Genomic DNA, 20876 nt, shown 5'->3' with positions numbered 1-20876 from the left:
CGTGAACAACATTCAGTCAGATGTGATTTTAGAATTTCAGAAGTCCATAGATAACATGACTCGATTTGGGCAGGAAATGGAAACTCTCGATGCTAGGTTTGGGAAAATGTACCAACGTATTAACGCAATGAAGTCCTCACTTTCTGGCTTGCAGACACAAGTCTCACGCGGGTCTGGCGGAAATCTTCGTCAATCTCTGACCAATGAACTCAACAATCTTATTTCCGGTAATGGTATTGTCATGCAGCAGCTGGGTTCGGCGGGGTTAACCATCAAACGCGAGACTATTAGAGATGTACTCGGTAAGGTGGAGAATGAGATCAATCAAGAATTGCGTAAGTATGCTCGCAACATGAATATCGAAATCGATCCTAACTATGCAAGTGGTCAGAAACTTCCCATGAGTACCGAAGGCTTTAATGAGATTAACAAAGAAGTAGCCGGAGTCATCAAGTTGCAAATTAGCAATCTTGTCAATGCTATTCAAAGTCACAGTGCTAATCTGATTAAACCCGAAGCTTTGGAAGGTTTACAAATCACTGTAGGTAAAGAGACGGTAATGGCTTTTGTCAACAAAATAAAGAGTGAAGTCCTTCATAAGCTTGCCAATCCTAACATTGCTGAAGCAAGTGACCTGAAAATCACTAAAGCAGACTTAAGTAAAGTTGTAAAGGAAGTGAAAGAAAAGCTTCTAAAAGCAATTAATATGGATATTCCAGAAATGGGCGGTTTAGATGTTTATTCCAGTATCAAAAGGATTCCCAAAGAAATAGAGAGTAACCTGAAACAGTATGTAAACAGAACGGTTGAAGGTATCAATGGGGCGATTGCAGGTAAGGTGGAAATACCCATTAACGACCTGAGTATGAAGCTCAAAAGTATCATTGCGCAGGAGCTGGATGCTTCCGTAGAGCAGTTGAACAAACTAGGCACTGTCGATATAGGTTCGGTGCGCGGCTCTGAACTCAAGGATCAACTTGAGAAAGTGACGAAGTCCATTGACAAGAAAATGAGAAGTAGCATTACCGAAGAAATTTCTGGTGTAGTAAGGTCTATCAATGGCGTGGAATTCACTCCTGAACCTAAGCTAAAGCTTCATCTTGTCAATCAGATTAATCGTATCAACAATGCACTTATTAAGAAAATTCGTGAGCAAGTGGATGTTCGGGTGCAGTCAATCATTCAAGAGATTAATGATGTCCAGTCAAGGTCAGGTGGCTTGAACCGTAACGCTCAGATTCGTAACGCAGGCGACCTTGTTCTGACAGGGCAAAAAACAATCGTTAAAGCTGATGGAGGGCAGAGTAAGGATACAAGTGCTTCTACACCTACGTCCAACGAGAGCTCAATTCCTCCTAATTCAAGCAGTAGCAATGGATTGTTTGATGCTGTTACCAATACAATCCGACGCATCGTGCCAAGCAATATCGTTCGTGATCCCACGGCGATAATGAAACAAGGGGCGGAGATATTTAAGAACGTCCAAATCGAGCAGGTTAAAATGACCCAGAACTTGAAGCGGAAGGATGAATATAACAGGGACTCTCATGGTAATCCTTTGGCCAGTCCCAATATGGTAGGAGTAGCGAATGCTGTAAACGAACTTCAGACATTTATCAGGCAACAATCCATTTTATATGGAAATAATTACTATGATCTTTACAAGGTCGGTGGAATGGGTTCTAATTTTCTTTCTGATCCTGTTGAAATCAAGAAATTTGTGCAATTAACCTCTCAACTTCAGTCTGTTGACCCCGGAAGTAATCCTCTCAAAATCGCCAATGGACTTGAGAATATACAGGCTCAGTTTGGATTAGAAATGGCTGATATGGAAGAGAAGGTTGCCCGGCCACTTGCGGCTGTATCCACCATGACTAAAGCAAGCGTTGAAAAGCTGATTGAAGCCACAAAGCGTTCTGATTCTGCTAAGTCTAACTCCAATGTTGACCCTGAAACAGCAATCGTCTTGGCTGGTACGTCCATGCAAACAAAGGCCTTCGAAGGAGCAAACATCGGAAACTTTTACAACAGTATCTTGAATAGACTACAGCCTGATAACACAAAAAATAAACCGGATGCATCAGGGGCTGACCCTTACTATGGTAAGGACGATGCCGCTGTAGTCAACAGAATGCAGTCTCCTGAAGCGATGAAGAAGCTGCAAGATCTTGGATTGGCCTCAATGACTGAGTCCGGAGCTAAACTACTGGTGCCGGCAAACGAATTATTCAAGTCACTTGCCCAGAAGCTGTCGGGGGCTAATGACCTGACCAAACGTAACACATACGATACGATATTTGGTACTTATCAGTCATCAAAAGGTGCGGCAACCATGCACGAAATCATGAACACCTTTGGTAAGGTATCCGGTGTCACTGATAAAGAGCAGTATGACCAACTGATTAAGTCCTCTTTGAATAACCCTTTGGTAAATACAAACCGGGCTAAACAAAGCTATACTATAGCATTCGATTCACTGATTCAAGAGATGACACCTGCCATCAACAAAGTCTCCTATGCTCTTATTAATATGGCTGACAATGTAGCTAAAAATGCTCAGTTGTTCGCATCACTGGGTGACATAATGTCCAGCGCACTAATCGGTATGATGATGCTTAAAGGAATAAAATGGGGAGCAGCCAAGGTAGGTCCTGAAGTTGAGCGAGAAAAACAACGTACAGGATTCCTTAGTAGAGTCAATGATTTGAGTGTGCACAACAGCATCAAGACCATGAGTCGCAAGCAGATAGGCGCGATGCAGCAAGACCCGTTACTTGAGCGTTATGTACGTGACTTGAATGGGATGACGGAGAAGCAGCAAGACCACTTTAAGAACTATCTAACAGAGAAGGGAATTGTCGCTAAAGACCTGCCAACGTTGTTTACAACGATGGATGAAGCGAAGAATTGGGAACAGCGCAAAGATCTTACGGATACTGAAAAATTTGAGCGCACCAAGCAGTATCACAACCGTTTAAGCACTAGGCCTGAGTTGGCCAGCGTAATTAATCCTCACTTCCTTAACACGCTGAACTACAGTACAGCCAACCAAGGAAAGTTCAACAATTTCAGGAATCGCTATCAAAGTTACTCTTCCCTGACTGATAAAATGTCCAGCATGTCTCAAAGTGAGTTTCAAGGCTTCGAAAACCATTTGGTTGATCGTCAACGTAACGGATTACCTCCTATTAATAGTTTTGCGAAGCTATCCAGTGCAATGAAAGACTATGAAAAAAGTCAAAGACAGGTCGCTCAAGCAGCGCGTCAAGCAACGCCAATCTACGGAAGCCTTTCCCATGCAGTTCGCGGAATGAATTCTGCAATGTCCAGTACGGGATCTCTAAAAAATGGATTCAAGCAGTTTTTTAAGGATATTCAAGACTTAGGTAGAGGTGCACTGTCTTCGATCAAGAACTTGGCGGGCGGTATCGCTAAAATGGGCTTACAGATGGTCGCTGCAATAGCCTTAGGACAAGCAGCTAAGGGAATTTCTGAAGGTATGTTACTAACCGAAGACCAAAGATTACTTTCTAAAGCCGATACTAGAGAGAAGGATAATAAGTATCTTGCGAACATGCTAAAAGAAGCTGGAGACGGAGGATTGAGTAATCTTGCATTTTACGGAGGAGTAGCTAGAGGAATGGCTGGTAGTGCCTTAAACGGCATTAGCTCACTCTTTGGTGGAAATGCAGATGACGTAGGCTACTTTAAACTGAATAATGATATATCAAGCATACAGAGTCATTATGGTTTTAATGGTAATATGGGTGATTTTGCTAATTGGTTAAAGGATACTAAAGGACTAACGATGGAGGAAGCCGTGAACCAATGGTACACGGAATCTGGAAAGTCCAAGGAAACCGAAGCAATGAGACAGGAAGCTGCTAACAAGCAATATGAGGAAGCTCAGCTTAAAAAAGCCGAAGAAGAGCGAATTGAACGGAATGCCAAGGAGGCTTACGAGAAGAAGTACAAGTCAGGAGAAGCTAAGGATCCTTCCGTTGATGCCAATACTGTAATCCAACGCATTTCTAACAAGATGCAGGAGACGGAGGATAGTAACAAAATTGCTACGCTCGATGCTTTACTAGGCGGCATGAAAACCGACTCGGATGAGTATATTCAAATGCGTAAGAATCAGACAGCTGCCTTGCATGAGGTCTTGAATAATGAATTAGCCATCATTGATAAGTATATTGCCAACGCCAAAGAAATTATGGCTAAGGCTGACCCAAGTTCTCAAGAGTACGCCAACGCTAAGCAAACTGTGGATGATCTTACAGCAGAACGGGCTAAGATAGCCAAGGAAGGCGAGGCTAAAAATAAACAGGAAGAGTTCAATACCCGTCAAGAAACTTACGAGAGCAAGGTGAAGAAGGTCACCAACAGTTTATCGAAAATCGACCTTTTAGCCCAGGCCAAGGAGCTGGCGGCCGCGTATAACATGGACAACGGGTCGCAAGCCTATCTGGATACCATGAAGAAGATTACTTTGAACAAAATCTCTTCTATGAAGACTGAACTGAAAAACCTTAAGGCAATCGAAGCCTTGGGAGATCTCTCCACTGAACAAGAGCTGCAGGTTCTACAACTTCAAAACAGCATCGCTAGCGAGCAAGCAAGGATAAAGGAATACAATCTTGCTTCTATCGGTATCGGAAGAGCGAAGATTCAGGAGAACAACTCTAACCGGGAGAATGATTTGTTAGCTCTCAAGCTTAAGGCTGGAAACCCTGACGATTCTTCTTCGATTCTGAGAAATAAGCGCATAGCTAACGCGAAAGCCGAAGTGTCTGAAATCTCTCAAGAGATTAGAAAGCAAAGAGAGCAGCTTCCTTCTGCTACTGCGGACGAGGCTAACAAAATTAATGCAGAAATTCGCGAATTGCAGAAACAGTCTTTACAGACTCAACTAGGAATCTTGGATGAGATGAAATCTACTGCAGGTACTTTTAACATGCCTGATGGGGTAAGTGCAATGACACGCTATGAGCACCTTACCCGTGGCGGCACGCACAATACCACAACCATAGGTAATGGGGACGTAACCGTAAACATCACGCTTCCCAACGTAACCAACGGTATGACAGCCAGCCAATTGAGTCAAGTCGGTCAGTCTATCGGCCAAGGTTTATCGGTAGGTCGTGTGGGGGGGCTTCGTAGCCAACAGGCTATGCATCCACGCAACTACCGCAGTTAGTAATCTAGCTCCCTGTCTTATAATGAGATAGGGAGTTATCTTTTTTAGGGAGGTACGATCATGACACAACAAAATAACCTCTTCTCAGAGGACTCTGTATACAAGAAAAAGCTATTTTACGATAACGGGAAGCAATTTACTGAAGTTAAAGCACGGCTGATTAAGGAGTATAAGCCTCCGACACCTGCTTTGAAGACTCATGTCAATCAAACCCTAGCATCTTCAGCGGGGCTTATTCAGAGTGGAACATCCCACTACAGTGCTTCACTAACCCTTCTGTTTTACTCTAAAAAAGAGTATGCTGATTGGCTTCAGTACATTGGATCCCAGCATAAATACTATGATGAGAAGGGGACCATTTACGTTGGTATCGTGACAGGTGAGCCTGATATCAAGACAGCTGAGATGGAGTCCAAGTATATCGTGACTATAGGAATGTCGCTTGTCCGCAAGCAGGAATTCGAATACAAGTACATGACTGAATTCATTGACATTGATAACCACTGGGCACGACAGTACATTGATGAAATGCAACAACTAGGGATTGTTGCAACAAATTGGGATGCAGACGGGGATTCAGTTCTATACTTCCGGCCAGATGAAGCTGCGACACGAGCAGAGTCAGTAACATTACTTATGCGGACTTATAGATATGTTGATAAACTGATGAGGGGGTTCTAAGATGAAACGGTGGATTGACGTTGACCCGCTGGATTGGTTCTACCGCGATACCCTTGAGATGACAAGATTGAAGACTGACGGGACAGGTGATACAGATGTTCTGAGCGGGATGACCTATAACGTCTTCAAGACAGGTTATGAACGTATGGTTAAACGCTTCGTAACCGTAAATGGCCAACAGGATTTTCTTGTACCTGACTACAAATACCATGCGGAAAACCCTATGTTCGTGATAGTTAATGGTGTGGAGGTTATTCCTGAAAAGATTGAAAATGGTAAGGTTACCATGTCTAATCCCATGTCTGCGGGCATTGAGGTAGTATGCGTAGCTTACGGTATCCCTGATAAGAAAAATATAGGGTGTATGTATACACCTTATAACGCAGTGGGGAATTACCGGATGCCACACGCGACCTTGAAGAATGCGACTACATATACATTCAGTTTAAGTAATCCCCCAGAATCTTGTACGGTACTAGGTGTGAAGCTTAAAAGGATGTTTGTCAATGTTAGTGCGGGTAGCGACCCAGGGGTGGTAATCAGAAACGCCATAGGCTTCCAAAGGAATGTGTTCGTAATCCATAAAGGGGAAGTATACCTACCGTACATGTACAACGGTTTTCCTGCCGTCATTGGTTACAACGCTAAGATAAAAGGAGTTAATCGACGTACAAGTGAGACGGTGATCGTAGAATCGGGACGGGTCACTTATAACGACAGGTTCTTTGGTGATGTTCGTATTCGCCGCGGAGACTTCTTTGCACTCATGAGTCGCCTATACGAAAATCTGCACAATCGTTACACAGACCGCAGGTTCGCCTATAACGCCGCTCCGCAGCGGTATATCGTAGACAGAGCAGATATCGAAGCGAGCTGGTACAAGAATGACGTGCTGACCCTGCTAGATGAGAAATATCATGATGGTTGCTATGTGTTCCCGTTATACTCAGATGATAAGTTCGAACCGGAAGCATGTATTACAAGAGCGGAAGCCGTAACTTATCTGTGCAGATTCATCGAGTGGATTACAGAGAAATATAGATAAGGCGGGTGGGTGTAGTGGCTTATGTATCTAACGTTAATTACCCTTCAAAACAATTATTGCAAGGCATCATGGAGCGTGTAAATGCGCTAGGAAATGAGCCGAAGGTGATTGTAGAGTTGGACAAAACCTCTTACGTACGGGGATTTCGTAGAAAGTACGACGCAGTACAATATGTGTACGACAGTGCCGTCAGCGATCTTTTGTCCATCGACAAAGCAGAAAAGCTTACAGACTACAAAGAGGGCTCTGGTGAAGAGAATCCTGATCCTAAACCGATCGAGACCAAAACAGAACTCCGTAATGTCTCCTTCTCTATGCCGATAAAAAACAGCTCTACTATGAGTGGCAACAAAAACGACGCACTTCATGTAAACGGGATACGAATCACGGACTGGATTGATACTGACCCGCGATGCTCCCGCAAGCGACACAAAGGGATTGACCTTGACCTTGCAATGAATGACCCTGTTTACGCCGTCTGGACAGGTACAGTTAGGACAGCCAGTACACAAAACGGTTATGGAAGAGTCGTTTACCTTGACCATGGGAATGGGTGGGAGACACGCTATGCCCATCTTAACAAAATTAAGGTTAGCGTAGGAGATAAGGTCGAAGCAGGCGGGCTTCTTGGTCTTGGTGGTAATAGCGGACGTTCCATATCCAGTGGCGGAGGGGACGGTACTCATTTGCACTTTGAAGTACGTCTTAATAATATTCCACAGAATCCTGAGCCCTATCTTAGAGGCAAGAAGACTATTCAGGCGGCTTCGAAAGCGGCTGCACATATGATTAAAGATACTGAGATTATGGATGCTACAACCATCGAGGATTCTTCCACTTCCTATGCTGAATACAATATGGAAGCTACAGCTTATATTGCTTTTTGTAAAGGTTGTATTGGAATCACAAAGGGCGGCACGGACGTTCGTAAATGGAATAATTGGAAGATAATTGCCGTTGATCCGTCTATCATCCCATTGAAAAGTGTGGTAGAAGTCATTGTTGACGGCGTGAGTTGGGGTGAATATCTCGCAGACGATACGGGCGGAGATATTAAAGGCAATCGAATAGACATTCTTTACGATACAGAAGCGAATGCCCGCAAGTTCGGTAGAAAGCCTGTGGTAGTTAAGGTCAAGTCTTGGGGGGACGGGAAGAAGCGCAAAGGAAGTCCTGGTCCCACTTCTATCGGAGAGACGAGTTTAGAAAAGGAAATCGTCACGTACCAGTACAATAAGACTACTGCAACACAGACCTACTTCAAGGATTTTTCCGCCAAGAAAACAACCTTAGATGTTAAAAAGTATACCAAGACTGACGGATCTGTTCAAATGATGGTTACTGACGATGGAAAGCACATGAACGTTCTCGGATTTAATGGGACTAGTGGAGCAGGAAAGGCCAAGACCTTGGTATTTGAGCATGATTGGTTTAAGCCTGGAAACCTTAGCTGGGCATACTTCGCAGATCTGGAGATGGATGATGTGGTAATTGTCAAAGTGAATGATTACGAAGTGGTGCGAATCAACGGAATCAATGCCAAGAATGGAGTTGCTTATCCACCATCCATACCCATGCCGAAGGGTCACAATATTGTTGAGATTACGTTTGCAAATTCTTCAAAGGCATCAAGGGGCAAGTTCGGTATTTTGTGGCTTAAAGCTAAGGAATTTGATGTACAGACCGTGGAGACCAAGACCCTGTGGGATTTTGAAGATAGCATGAATAGTGCTAACAACTGGACACCCTACGGAACGGTTGTACAGAAGGATAAAGGTGACTATCAGGCAATATCTACTAGCGGCGGTGAAGCAGGTATTGAACGTCTTGGCAAGATTAAGGCTTTTCCATTTACCGTAAACTTCAAATTGAAAACTGTAGCGGGTACAAGCGGAAAACTCGTCATCGGTGATGGTACTAAGGGATTTCTCCTGAACATCAAGGATAACCAAATCTATACTGTGGGCGGTGGCACGTACACGCTGGACACTACCAAAGATTTCATTGAATATACAGTAGTTTGTCACGATAGAACTGACATTGATGTTTATGTGAATTTGAATGATACCTGGGTGAACACTGGAATCCGCGGAGCGGCATTCGATTACCCCTATCAAAGCAGAATTCTCTTTTCCGTAACAGCTGGGACGATCTACCTCGATAGCGTCAGATATGCGTCTAACGATTATGCTATAGAACAGTTTGCAACAGCCATTGGTGATACGTACAAGGAGAAGTGGTATGAGGTAGGAGATTTTGTTTATGAAGAAATGTACACCATTGAAGCGGACGTAATGAATTGGGAAGTGAATACTCACCTCGACAGTGCCATCAGTACCGCTAAAATTACGCTGAATAACTCATCTGGTATTTACTCTCCGTCTTGGGAGCGTAAACCGGAGTTCCCTGACGCATTTAGAACAGACAAGTCTCCACTGAGCTATTATGAGGAAGGAGAACTACGTCACGTAGTTAGCGAGTACACTCCCATTAGGATATACGCTGGATACGGCGAAGAAGTCGTCCGTGTCTTCACTGGCATGATTAAGGGGGAGATTGTAGAAAATTCTGCGGAGAAGACTATCACTTTTAGCTGTGTGGACAGGTTTGATATGCTTGAGGAGTTTGTCTTCTATAAGCCCATGCAGTACCCGCCAGAAGAAGCGTACGCAGGAGACGGCGGAGCATTTGCTTGGATTAAGTCAAGTATCGTAGAAGATATTGTGGTAGCATCTGGATTTACCAGTTGGAAAGTACATGCCGAGGATCTGGCAAGCCCTGACTATGTAATTGAAGATACGGTCTACACGGATGTAAATAAAGGGAAGAATACTTTTATGAAGTTTAATCCCAAGACAGGTGAACTTGAAGCGGTGAGCCAAAAGGATATCATGGAAGTCGGAGGTTGGCAGAATCCATTCGTAGCAAATGTCACATTTCCATTGGGCACGAATGCTTCAGACGCATTGCATTCATTAATTCAAGATTTACCGTACCGAATTTACTGCGACAGGTACGGTACGTTCAGAATGGAGAAAATGAACTTTTTGGAAGCACCGGATTGGGCAATGGTCTCTGGAATGAAGTGGGAGTTCATCGACGGAGAGAATCTGATGGATGTATCATCTTCTACTGACTACTCTCGTGTGAGAAACCATTTAATGATTTCAGGAACAGCAGGTATTGTGGAGCACTTCTTCGACAGGTCGTTGATAGTTGCTACAAAAGGTAATATCCGTACCGCTGGAGCTCAATTAGACTGGATTGAAGAAGTGGATGGTTCTTCAATGCGTGGGCTGAAAGAGGAAGTAGCCAACAAGATTTTCTTCGATTATAAGCGCCAGGCGAGAACCAAAAACGTAGTAGTCAAAGGAAATCCGTTGATTGAGATTCTTGACTCTGTTTACGTATATGATGCCAAGACTTTTACTGCCGACTACTTCTTGGTTAAAGGAAACAGGCTGGTAGGTAATGCCGATGGTATTCTTAACTACCTTGAGCTTACTTGGCAATCCCTTTCCGAAGCAGGATAACCTATAAGAGCAGAGAGCACTTACGTCTAAGACGCTAATTGTTCTCTGCTCTTTCTTATAATGCTGTAGAAGGTGAGGTGGATACTGTAGATAATAGAAATTTTGTAAACTCAAATGAAATTTATCCCATACTTGACTTGATTCGCAGAGAGATGAAGAAGTCAGGGATATATACGGGTGGCGATGACCTAACTATCATAGAGAGTCCAACAGAGCCTAACGTCATTAATGTGGAAGTCAGGAGAGAGATGGAAGGATTTACAACACTCGTAACGTCCGTGGTGTACACCTATGACAACGGAACGATTGAAATCCTGACACTACAACGTGACGATAATCTGATCGTATCCGGGTTTCTGATAGAGTTGACGTATCCTTCCGTAATTACAACGGAGTTAGAAGAGGAAACAGATATCGCATCTTTCAGTACAGTTAGAGGGACTATTATTAGGGAGAACGGATTATTTAAGAATCTGGAGCTCGAATATATAAAGGCGGTGTAGTAGATGTCTAATGGGGCAAACTTTGCGAGCTATTTGGTCGGAGGTAGGCTTGACCCGCCTTTCATGCCTACCAAAACTAATCCGTACATTGAGGGAATCATGATGGAGTCTAAGTCTGCAGGTAAGGCAGAACACAAGTTGACTCTCGAAGAGGATTGCGAATTGCTCTCCATTGCGGTAGGTGTGTCCAATTACGAAGCAAGGGACTACTGGAACCTATACGTAGGTGAGCAATTAGTCTGCAAGAATATTTACACGAAAGACTTGCCAGAGGGAATGTACCTTACAGCAATTATACCGTGCAAAAAAGGGACCCAACTACATTTTGAGTTCTTTAATGAGGGCGGCAAGCCTAAGGTTGCTTGGGTAAATTACCAAACGCTAAAGTAGAAAGAAGGTGAAAAATGGCAGATACTTCTTATCAACCAACCCCATGGATAGATACCATGATAAATGAAGAACACTTACTAGATGGTATTGCAGGTATATGTGAGAACAATGGTTGGACTAAGTTAGATGAATTTACTAAGGTCTCATATTCTAATAAGTTGACCAAGCCCACAATCAAGAGGGCATTCCTACCACTGTCAAAACCGGAGATAGACCTACCTAAGATTATGAACGATGACTACTATGTCTACCTTAACGGAGAAGAGTGCCCAACTTCTTATTACTCTGTTACTAACAACCCTGATGAAACTACAACTCTTACATTTGAGCAAGGTGTGTCGGGGAAACTTGCAGTCTATTACAGTGCAGTACAACCTACAGACTCTTTTGATTTCTACGTAGCAAAGCACCATATCCTGCGAAATTCATCCGGTAATCTCTTCGGTATGTCAATGCTTGCACACGTCAACGAGCAGATAGGCAGAACGGGCTGCAAAGTACCATTTGCTATTTATGACAAAGCGGCTGACTTTGGTACACAGCTAACCCCTCAAGACATGGGTATTTTCTCATGGGCTATCCAAAAGGCTGCAGATGATGCTCTTTATGAGAGACACACCTTGTATTTTTACCAACTTGAGAAATACATCGGAAATGGGAAGATGATTGTGGGTTGGGATAAGGATGCTGAACTAAAGAGGCTTGCATTGGACGTCGAAGTACAGACGAGCATGTGGGGGCTTGACGATAACGCAAATGCCCTCCAATTCAAGGTAACGGATAAGTTCCCTCAGATGTACCAATCTCCAATTGTAACTGCCCGGACGAGAATACCGCAACTTGAACACATGGATAAGCTGAATTTCATGGACGTGAAGTACACGAACTGGTGGGACGATAGTAAAGTGTTTGTCAAGGGTTTCGTAGATGGCAAGTCACTAATGCTTATAATCCTTGCGGACACTGCTCCTGTATGGGATAGCAACGCTGTACCCGCTATTCCACTTTATATGGGTGACATTGAAATAGGCGGTACGCCTGAAGAGGTGTCAAATAGGGAAATTACGTTTGACTTCCAAGGGGTGACCAAGAAAACATCAACCATCATTTCTAATAAGCCAATGGTGAACCACGGTTCCAATGTGAAGGTTTGGCTTATGGGTGACACTGACGGTGGTTTTGGAGACGAGTCGGTTACCTTGAGCATAGCGGGTGAAGAGATTGGCAGATTCAATACAAAATATGATATTGAACCTACTGATAACAAGCATGATGCGCAGTTTATGGGTACGTTTGATATTACTGGCATAGAGGGCAAGAACTCCGTAACCATTGAAGCGCTCAGCGGCAGTGGTGTTCATGGGTACAAACCAGTAGCGGCTAGGATGTGGCTAGAGGTTACCATAAACACAAACAAATCCACAGGAGATGCACCTTCAGTTCTGTTCTCAGGAACGGCGTACAATAAAGAGGGCGCAGCAGTGGATACTGTAATGAAGCAGTCTGCTAATTTGGACTATGATAACGTAAGCATCAAGCAAGAGATTACTATGCCTATCATGAAAGAATACCCAAGCTACCCTAGCAACGGAGTAGACTCCGTTATGGTAAAGCGCACCAAGTATGGTGCAAGATATCAGGCTCATTACTTATCTTGGAATGTACCTTCGAATATCATGCCGCCTGCTAGAGAGAATAGCAAGGGACAGAAACACCCAAGGGCATGGAATAACTATACAAATCCGCAATACAAGTATCAATTTAATCCATCTAGGTATAGTGATAAGGCACATTCATCCAGGGCCCTGCTTGTTCACCCTGAAGATGGTACGTTTGGAACACTGCGAAACGTTATTTTGGTATCTCCCTTAACTATAATGAATGGTGACGAGCTAAAGGCGGTAAAAGACCACTGCGATGAAGAAAACAAGTACGAAGTATACTCGTACTACTTGGTCGAAGGAATCTCGCCGCTAACCAAAAGACCCGCGACGGCTTTCAGACCTGCGGGACTAGGGATCCTTAAAGCAGGGTACACACTACCAGAAATTCCGCCATTACCTCCAGCACCACCTGCACTGGTCGCACAGATTGACCCTGATTACTCGGTAATAGAGGAAGGTGGATCAATTAGGTTTACATCCCTGTATAGCAAGCACTCTCCTAGCACTAATTTTAGGTGGGAGACAGCAAGTAGTGTAAATAAAGGAAGCTATTCGGTTGATAACGCAATCTACACCTTCAATCATGCGGGTACCTACACGATAATCTTTACGGTATGGAATGAAGTGGGTCAGAGAGGGACAGCAACAGCAAGTGTGTTAGTTAAAGCCAAGCCAGTACCACCTCCACCCCCACCTCCACCCCCTCCAGCAAACACATTGCAGTGTGGTAAGACCAATGATACGGGCGGCGGCGCTCGTACAGAGAAAGAGCATGAGATGGGAAGTAGGAGCGGCAATGTAGTTGTCACGTATGACATGTATGGTATAGCAGATAGGATGGATATTTACTATCAGAACCAACTACTCGCAAGCACCAACATGGAAGTATCAGGTACAGGATCACTTAGATTTGACTACAGTCCTGTAGGTGGTGTAACGCAGATAAAGGTAGTTATGACTTCGTCTTCCGGTTCAAATAGCAGTTGGAAGTATTTGGTTAATTGCCCTGTGTAGTACGGGGCTACCAAAAGAAAATAAGTGAAGGGGTGCAATATAAATGCCATTTATCGACACGACTCGCGCAACATTTACTCCACGGGTAACTGAAGCAGATATACAACCAAGGTTGGGGGATCTGCTGGCAACAGCGGGATGGAAGGTAGTTGCAAATTTTAAAAAAGTAACGTTTGACGCTAGTATTATGAGATCTACCTATATAGGTAATGACCAAAACAATATCTCTATTTATGTGGCAGAGCATTTTATCTACGCCAACAAAGAGAATAAGATGTTCGGCGTGGCAATTCTAGGTAATTGGGAACAGAACCTGGGCCAACTGAGGTCAAGTGGCAAGTCTCCAGATGGGGGAAACGCGAACCCTAATAAAGCGACACTTGCAGTGTTCTCTCAATGGGCGACTAATGAGTTTAGGAAGTACCGTTCCCCTCAAACCTTGTATATATACATGGTAGAGCAGTTAAGTGGACTGAAGCCTGCGAACGAAGACATCTGCTTGCCATGGAATAACACGTCAGCGAATGAATTGAAACGCGCGGTGCTGGATATTGAAGTAGAAGCAGCAGCTTGGGTAGGGAGCGGAACTAGTTCAGTATTTACGGTAGTAAAGGCTGAGGGTGGGCGTATGCAATCCCCAATCATTCAAGCAGGACTCCGTACTAACCTACTAGAGAAATACTACGAAGAAAGTATCCACTATCCGGTTCAGAACACCAACTGGTGGCATGATTCTGAAATTTCTATTAAGGGTCATCTAACGGATACAAGCTTATTCTTCATTATGCAGTGTGATAACGTACCTGCACCCGAAGGAAACCTTGTACCGATCATCCCCTTTTATTTTGGTAAATTGGACGCGGTAGAAGAAGGTGACAACGCTTATGCAATGTTTGCAGGTAGTGTGCCTATAGTGGGTACTGGTAGTCTCGATTCACAACTAAAGGCGATCGCTGAGTATGATTTTGACAACACCGCAACTCGTCAGCAGAATATCATGCCTTTGATGAAAACTTATCCTAAGTATCCTGCCAATGGATTGGATAATATCATGGTCAGCCGTGGTAAACTCGGTGCTCGGTACCAAGCATACTACTTGTCTTGGAACGCACCTGCTAACGATATCACACCAACCCGTTCTTCGGTAGATGGAAAGAAAGACTACCCGCGGGCTTGGAACAACGCTGAGAACCCGCTTTACAAGTATTCTTTCAACCCATCGAGATACAGTCAGAAGGTACACACCTCCAAACTGTACGTAATTCATCCCGAAGAAGGTGTACGAGGCGCATTGAAAGATACTATCGCATTGTCGGCTCTTTCCTTTAATGCCAACAAGCTTAGAGTCAAGAAAGAACATTGCCCGGACGAGTTCGATGTTTTCCGTTATTTCTTGGTTGAAGGGGTGTCCCCACTAACCAAAAAGCCAGGCACACAGTACAGACCTGCGGGTATTGGACTGTACTACAATACGGTCGATGATGAAGGTGTGGAGATAACCCCTACACCTGAGTGAAGCATTAAACAAAACAAGCCCTGCTGTTAAACGTGGTGGGGCAATTCTAAACAAGAGGTGATGTATGGTGAGTTGGTTTGATGGAGATTCTACGATTCAATTATTCCCACAAGACTTTGAGACTTTGCTAAACTCCAAGGGTTGGGATACATTTGTTAAATACCGTGCAGTGTCGGTAGACGGATTAAAGTTCGCTGATGTACGTTTGTTCCGGTCACTAGGTTCTGATAACCAAATGCGAAACTTCGGCATGGTGTACGGTTATGGTAAAAAAACAAGCCCTGCCTTGGGTGAACAAGAGTTCATCTCACAGAACTCTGTTCTTGGAGAACTGGTTAAGGATACTAAACTGAACACCAAGTACCAGTATAAGGTTTTCCCAATACTTAAGGATTCCGTCATCGTTTACAAGAATGGCTTAGTAGTATCAAGTTCGGATTATGTTCTGGATGAAGTAAATGGGACAATCACCTTTGCGGAAGCCCCATTGGCGACAGATAGAGTCAACTCTAACTACTCACCATCCCCTATTGCACCACAGCCAGTGAAGCGAATGTACTTTTTCACTTTTGATGACGTCCGGGGCGAGAGGATCGTACAGGGCATTAACGGCACAGTAGTAATTGGTGACCCTGAATCTATCCTCCCTGATGGAGATGGAAGCAAGAAAGTCTTCCCAATTCCGACTTCTACTACAATTAAGGAAGATACGGTACGTGTATATAAAAATCAGGTGGAGGTTGACGCAACTTCTTACACTGTTGATTATACTACTAATACTGTAACCTTTAAAACTGCACCGGATGCGGGAGCAGAATTACATGCTTCTTATATCAGGATTCTAAATGCAACAGGAACGCAGACATTGAACTACGGTGATATCAAGGTTAAGAACTTCGACCCTGATAAGGGTTCGGATTTGCTAAACTCAGTGTACTCGGCAATCTACTACATCTACCCATCGTTGCCTACAGCACTGTCCTTCACGCCATTACAGAATTTTGATAGAGGATGGCAGAGAGATAGCACGATGTACTATTGGGGCAACATTACCAAAGACCGCATCGCGATGTTTTTCCGGCCTGACCCAACTCCTGGCGCAGAGAACACATACTTTGCACCGTTGTACATCGGCCGGCTAACCACACTAGGTAAATCACCACGTAAGAACAACGTGATTATCTCCGGTTGCCGTGAAGCAGATGAGATTAAGTGGAAGAAGGACATGAAGCTAGGTGCTGTTTACGTGGATTACGGCGTACACACATCTAATGGTAACCGTGGCGTACAGCTTCAACAATCAATCGGTGGTACGTATTACCAGGAGCACTATCTGGCATTCATTACTCACGATAAGGACGTTGATGCAGGAGAATCCAGATTTAATCCATCGGTATATAGCGGTAAATACCATATCTCCCCAATGTATATTGTTCACCCTAACGATGGTTTTGTAGGGAAGCTGGATGAGTGTTATGCGGTTCATCCGAAGAACATCTCTCAGTTGGATGAATTGGAAGTCATTGAAACGGCTGATCATGAGGATTTGGGTAAAGGTGACGGAGTGAATTCAGTTTTCCATCTGGCTCATTCCCCTTCCTTGAAGGATGACGGTACGCCTTATAAACTGGACGTGATCATTGACTGTGAAACCCTTGTTCTAGGAACAGACTACGTCATAGATGCTGAGTTGAAGACGATCAAATTCCTAGAGGGGAAAACACCTGCTTTCGGCAAAGAAGTTCTTGCTACTTACGAGTACAAGCAACTTTACCGCTACACTCTTGCAGATACTCCGGTCAGCCCGTTCACACTAGCTAACATGTCCCCATTCGCTCCAATTGGGCTAGGTATTTTGAAAGAGACTCTGAAGAAAAACGCATAAACATAAATAAGGGAGGTGGCGGTGAGTGATGAATGGTAAGAAATCTTACCTAATCAGCTTCACCGCCCTTTTTTCTAAAAAGGGCTATGAAGTTACATTTGGTGTAGAGCAGATAATAAACTCAAACAACTGGTATCACCTGACCGCCCCCGTTAATTCTACGTACAAGACTTTGATCGAGGACACCATGAAAGGCGCTAATAAAGTTCCTCACTCAGCCACGGGATTATTCGGGAAGCTTACGAACGCTGATAACGTGACAGAGTATGAGGGGGTTGGGATCGATACGGCGATAGCGTCCATCGTATCCTATTTGTCCGACATCCATAGGTACTTTAGTGGGGACGCTGTGGTAATGTCTAGGACTGATTGGCAGAGAACAGGTCGTAGATTAGATAACACAATTGACGTTGGGTTAACCCCTATGGAATCAGGGCGGGAGACAGCGGATAACGGGGTCATTGATGACACAGAGATCGGTGCATTATATGACGTTAACATTGTGATTGCAGAGGATAATAGAGTCACGATGTCTTTATCAAGCAACACAGGTACTTCCAACAAACTTGAACATGCTGCAGGAAATAAGACCGGCACTATCATAGAAATCCCTGAGTTTTTCGAGTTCAAGTTGGATGCAGAAGAAGGGCGAGCAATTCTCTCAAGTATCTTACGCCAGCTACTTGAAGGTGAGATTTCACTGCTCAGTCAGGCGGACCTCAACTCTAAAATTAGTGACAGTATCATAGAGCACAATTCAATCGGTTCTGTTGTGATCAAGGATTCTGAAGAAATCAGCAATCGTTATGCTGAGATCGTCAAAAATTCTTCCTATGAGCGTATTGAAAATGCCGGTCTTTCTGTGAAGGACTCGTCCGTAACTAGGGGTGTGTTGGCGGATACTCAATTCCATGTTAGTAATCATATAACCATCAGTGCTGAGAGGGTAGAGGTAACTAAAGAGGCATCGGTAGGCGGCTTAACAGAAGCGATGATCGATATGGTATACAATTCCAATAATCATCAAATGGTAGAAAGCACTTCTGCAGGATTTGAAGTTGATGTTCATAGGCTAGTGTCGGTGGATACATCCGTCTTGGCGTGCATGGAAGATACGAAAATTGTAGATACCGTAAATGATGCTACTATTGAACAGACCCAGGGAGGTAGCCTGGAAGGCTACTTTGAAAGTAGTGATCTGGCTGATTATATAAAAGCAGAGTCATTGGTAAGCACTTCTGCCTATTTAAGCCAAGAGACCACGGTAGAAAACTACATGGAAATTGATAACGAAATCCTTATTGAATCTGAGATTGTACTGCTGGCTGTATCACAAGACTACATACATTCAGATACAATAATTAATATAACTTTACAAGGTACGGAAATGGCAGAACTGCAGCAACCCATTTACGATGGGAAGGTAGACGGTACTTTGACTAATGTAGAGAATAGGAGAGATGCTCTATTAGATGAAGTAATTTATTACGATATCCGTATAGACTCCCAACCTATCAACTTAACTGCTGTAGATACATATGAGAATAGTTCTCAATCGAATGAATTAGTTAGTGTGGAGGTTAAGGGGAAGAACGGTGCAATCCATTCTAAGACCTTAGCTGAGGGTAGTCACCGTACCCTATCATCAGTGGACGAGACGATGGCTTACGACACCACACAATTTGGTATCTTGGAGACCATTGAACAAGCAGATAGCAGTTCCTATGCGGATCTTACGTTTAGTAGAGGACAGGTAGATACAAGACAGGATGCTCATTTTACTGCATATACAGAAACAGACAGCTTTAGTGGTGAGATTGGTAGGGTTGATTTCATTGAGTGGGCTAAGGTAGAAATGGACTATGATTCTTACTTAGAATTTAAGGATACTGAAGCAAGCTTAACCAAAAACGGTTTAACAGTAGACTACTTCAGTACAGCTCAGATCGCATATGAAGCAAAAGTAAGCGATATCGAATGGTCAACCCATATTACTAAGGAAGCAGGAGAAGTAAGGCTCACAAGTGCTAGGAATACAGCCGACATGATGGATGGTGAGGTGGAGAGAACTACTATAGCTACCCCACTCAGGGATTATGATGCTGAGGTGGAACATGTCGTGGGCGCTACTTTAATTAATGGGGATGGGGCTGACATACAGATTATCACAAACTCTGAAGTATACGTGGGCGGTCAGCCTTTAATTGATCTGATTATAGAAGCAAAGAATCTGACCACATGCCATGATTCTGAAGTGGAAGAATTTACTGAGTTTCTTGCAACAGAGCAAGTGGAATCAGAGGTTCAGAGTTTTACAGCTATCGACCAAATGAAATCAGTTATTACTGAGTCTCCTGAAATACTCAAAGCTGTACGCTTGTTGGAGATAATGTATGGCTCTAAAGCAGTTGATTACATCGAAGCAGGAATGACTAAAATTCTGCAAGATAGTATATCTGGAGAATTCCTTATGGCTGATCTTCCCTTACGGACTTCAGCGGTTATTGAGCAGATAAAAATGGCAGGAGCAGGGGTTACCACGCTAGGTATTAATCAGGAATCTAGTTTGGCGAGCAGATCCGAGGGGGCAGATATATTACAGCCTCAGGAGACAGCTTTAGGTGGTATGTACGTTGACTACAGAGAGAGTGTCACGGAGGAATTCACTGACGCACAGTTCTACGACTTTAGTAGACCTATGGATATAGAGGAAATGAGTCATGCTATTTTGGGAGCAAACAATAGAATCGGACAGTCACATGACTTAATAGAAGCTGATAATGTAGCTGGAATGTCAGGAACTAGACCGCAAAAATTTGCTCTAATTGATATGGAAAGTGAAGCAGACGGAATGACTCATGAGATTGAAATGGCAGATATACAGGTCGAAAGAGGTGGTAATTCTCCTGAGGAGATTGTAACTGCCAAAGCTGATAGATCATTTGAGGGGTACGAAACAGGAACGACATTAGCCAATATGCAACGTGGTATGGAAGGGGTTATTCAGAAATCATCTGCAGGAGAGAAGTTATCAAACAGTGAAGGAACAACTGACCGGACAGTAACTGCAGCTAGCGGTTCAAGTAGTGAGGGTGTGCTACCTGAGCTAGAAAGTGCAACTACTGAATCAAGCAGAGATGGTGTGCTTCCGGAACTGGAGAGAGCTAACCATAGCGTAAGTAGAGATGCTGTTATAGCTGAGCTAGAAAGTGCAACTGCTGAATCAAGCAGAGATGGTGTGTTTCCGGAACTGGAGAGAGCTAACCATAGCGTAAGTAGAGATGCTGTTATAGCTGAGCTAGAAGGTGCTACTAGCGAATCAAGCAAGGAGGGCGTACTTCCAGAGCTAGAGAGAGCTAACCATAGCGTAAGTAGAGATGCTGTTATAGCTGAGCTAGAAGGTGCTACTAGCGAATCAAGCAAGGAGGGCGTACTTCCAGAGCTA

10 protein-coding genes are annotated in these 20876 nt (G+C 43.8%); all 10 read left to right on the top strand.

The genetic code is table 11. From position 1 onward, the window contains the following. Nucleotide 1 precedes the first annotated feature (1 nt). Nucleotides 2-5200 carry a hypothetical protein gene (locus ACFVU8_RS14705; protein WP_387428127.1) on the top strand — a complete coding sequence of 1733 codons (5199 nt, stop codon included), beginning with the start codon at nucleotides 2-4 and terminating at the stop codon, nucleotides 5198-5200. A 60-nt stretch (nucleotides 5201-5260) separates the two neighbouring features. Further along, nucleotides 5261-5881, top strand: coding sequence for an S-layer homology domain-containing protein (locus tag ACFVU8_RS14700; RefSeq protein ID WP_387428126.1), 621 nt, complete (start codon nucleotides 5261-5263; stop codon nucleotides 5879-5881). Between the two features lies 1 nt (nucleotide 5882). Then, nucleotides 5883-6926 (top strand): hypothetical protein, encoded by a 1044-nt coding sequence (locus ACFVU8_RS14695; protein WP_387428124.1) that lies wholly within the window; start codon nucleotides 5883-5885, stop codon nucleotides 6924-6926. Between the two features lie 14 nt (nucleotides 6927-6940). After that, complete coding sequence (locus tag ACFVU8_RS14690; RefSeq protein WP_387428123.1) at nucleotides 6941-10459, top strand: peptidoglycan DD-metalloendopeptidase family protein; 3519 nt, start codon at nucleotides 6941-6943, stop codon at nucleotides 10457-10459. A gap of 248 nt (nucleotides 10460-10707) precedes the next feature. Beyond that, nucleotides 10708-10962 (top strand): hypothetical protein, encoded by a 255-nt coding sequence (locus tag ACFVU8_RS14685; protein WP_387428122.1) that lies wholly within the window; start codon nucleotides 10708-10710, stop codon nucleotides 10960-10962. A 3-nt stretch (nucleotides 10963-10965) separates the two neighbouring features. Next, nucleotides 10966-11352: a Low copy number virion structural protein gene (locus ACFVU8_RS14680; RefSeq protein WP_066373793.1), complete on the top strand. Its 387-nt coding sequence runs from the start codon at nucleotides 10966-10968 to the stop codon at nucleotides 11350-11352. Nucleotides 11353-11366: 14 nt separating this feature from the next. Then, the gene (locus tag ACFVU8_RS14675; RefSeq protein WP_387428120.1) at nucleotides 11367-14030 is read left to right on the top strand and encodes a PKD domain-containing protein; all 2664 of its coding nucleotides are present in this window, start codon (nucleotides 11367-11369) and stop codon (nucleotides 14028-14030) included. 187 nt (nucleotides 14031-14217) lie between these two features. Further along, entirely contained in the window at nucleotides 14218-15546 is a 1329-nt protein-coding gene (locus tag ACFVU8_RS14670) for a hypothetical protein (RefSeq protein ID WP_387428118.1), read from the top strand. A gap of 67 nt (nucleotides 15547-15613) precedes the next feature. After that, nucleotides 15614-17431, top strand: a complete 1818-nt coding sequence (locus tag ACFVU8_RS14665) for a hypothetical protein (RefSeq protein WP_387428760.1) — start codon at nucleotides 15614-15616, stop codon at nucleotides 17429-17431. Between the two features lie 28 nt (nucleotides 17432-17459). Continuing rightward, the coding region (locus ACFVU8_RS14660; RefSeq protein ID WP_387428116.1) for a hypothetical protein at nucleotides 17460-20876 on the top strand (3417 nt) is incomplete at its 3' end.

The sequence above is a fragment of the Paenibacillus sp. NPDC058177 genome, assembly GCF_042883835.1.
Taxonomy (GTDB): Bacteria; Bacillota; Bacilli; order Paenibacillales; family Paenibacillaceae; genus Paenibacillus_AQ; species Paenibacillus_AQ agri.
This window is presented reverse-complemented; position numbering and strand designations above follow the sequence as displayed.

What these genes read in the sequence shown, in the direction of transcription:
- ACFVU8_RS14700 (WP_387428126.1), top strand. Translation starts at nt 5,261, where the DNA reads ATGACACAACAAAATAACCTCTTCTCAGAGGACTCTGTATACAAGAAA.
- ACFVU8_RS14695 (WP_387428124.1), top strand. Translation starts at nt 5,883, where the DNA reads ATGAAACGGTGGATTGACGTTGACCCGCTGGATTGGTTCTACCGCGAT.
- ACFVU8_RS14685 (WP_387428122.1), top strand. Translation starts at nt 10,708, where the DNA reads ATGGAAGGATTTACAACACTCGTAACGTCCGTGGTGTACACCTATGAC.
- ACFVU8_RS14680 (WP_066373793.1), top strand. Translation starts at nt 10,966, where the DNA reads ATGTCTAATGGGGCAAACTTTGCGAGCTATTTGGTCGGAGGTAGGCTT.
- ACFVU8_RS14675 (WP_387428120.1), top strand. Translation starts at nt 11,367, where the DNA reads ATGGCAGATACTTCTTATCAACCAACCCCATGGATAGATACCATGATA.
- ACFVU8_RS14670 (WP_387428118.1), top strand. Translation starts at nt 14,218, where the DNA reads ATGAGATCTACCTATATAGGTAATGACCAAAACAATATCTCTATTTAT.